This window comes from Pseudoalteromonas peptidolytica, assembly GCF_012641745.1.
Taxonomy (GTDB): Bacteria; Pseudomonadota; Gammaproteobacteria; order Enterobacterales; family Alteromonadaceae; genus Pseudoalteromonas; species Pseudoalteromonas peptidolytica.
Genome location: NZ_WEHZ01000085.1, coordinates 1 through 1,082 on the forward strand (window position 1 = coordinate 1; position 1,082 = coordinate 1,082).

The window sequence follows — 1,082 nt, forward strand, 5'->3', positions numbered from 1 at the left end:
ATCTAATCGCCAGAACCACACCATTTCTTTTACTTGATTGATACTTTCAAACAAGTAAGCATCTAAAAATTCTCGTCTAAATGAGCCATTAAACCGCTCAACAAACCCGTTTTGCTGTGGCTTCCCTGGCTGGATATAAACTAATTCGATGTTATGCGCTTCGCACCAATCAGTTAAACGTGCTGAGATTAATTCAGGCCCGTTATCTACTCGAATTTGTTTCGGTAAACCGCGTTCTGCTTTCAATTGTTCAAGCGTTCGAACAACTCGTTCTGCTGGTAATGAGGTATCTACTTCAATCGCTAAGCACTCTCGAGTGCTTTCATCAACAATATTGAGCGTTCTGAATCGTTTTCCGCAGTATAAAGAATCATGCATAAAATCTAAGGCCCACTGATGATTAGCTTGAGCGACAACATCTAATGGCTGTGCAACTCGTTTTGGCAACACGCGTTTCACTCTACGCTTTAAGTTCAAACCCATTTGGCAATACACCCGATAAACGCGTTTATGGTTAAACGGATAACCTTTAAAACGAAGACGCCCATAGCATTTCCAGAATCCAGCTCTGGGGGACTTTTTTAATTCTGCATTGATGGCATCAATGACAGCTGCGTCAGCCTTTCGCCAGTCTCGTTCTGGGCGGTAGTAGGTAGCGCGACCAATACCGACAAACTTGCACGCTTTTAAAATACTTATACCCGCTTGAACCAGTGTGCTGGCGCAACTTCGCTTTTGCGCTGTCACCAACCCTTTTTTGCGAATAACTCCTTTATCGCATGATTTTCCAAACTGACATCTGCGTACATCTTTTTAAGCTTGGCATTCTCTTCTTCGAGCTCTTTCAGGCGCTTAACATCTGACGCTTCCATACCGCCATATTTAGCTTTCCAGTTGTAGTAAGTGGCGCTACTGATCCCATGCTTGCGGCACACTTCTTCAACCTTCATACCCGCATCGGTTTCTTTGAGCACAGCTATGATCTGAGATTCTGTAAAACGTGACTTTTTCATCGTTGTCTCCTGTTTGTGGTATTACAGAAAACTCTAATTAAACATGTCTCATGTTAAGGGAAGTGGACA

At 43.1% G+C, this 1,082-nt stretch carries 1 protein-coding gene; it reads right to left on the reverse strand.

Annotated features, from left to right (window positions below; translation table 11 throughout):
- Positions 1–1,013, reverse strand: a protein-coding gene (locus tag F9Y84_RS21825) for an IS3 family transposase (protein ID WP_168756801.1) whose coding sequence is annotated in 2 segments (ribosomal slippage) — positions 1–764 and positions 764–1,013 — 1,014 coding nt annotated over the 2 segments. Because the reading frame shifts where the segments join, the coding sequence is not laid out codon by codon here. This gene is flagged as partial in the annotation.
- Positions 1,014–1,082 lie beyond the last annotated feature (69 nt).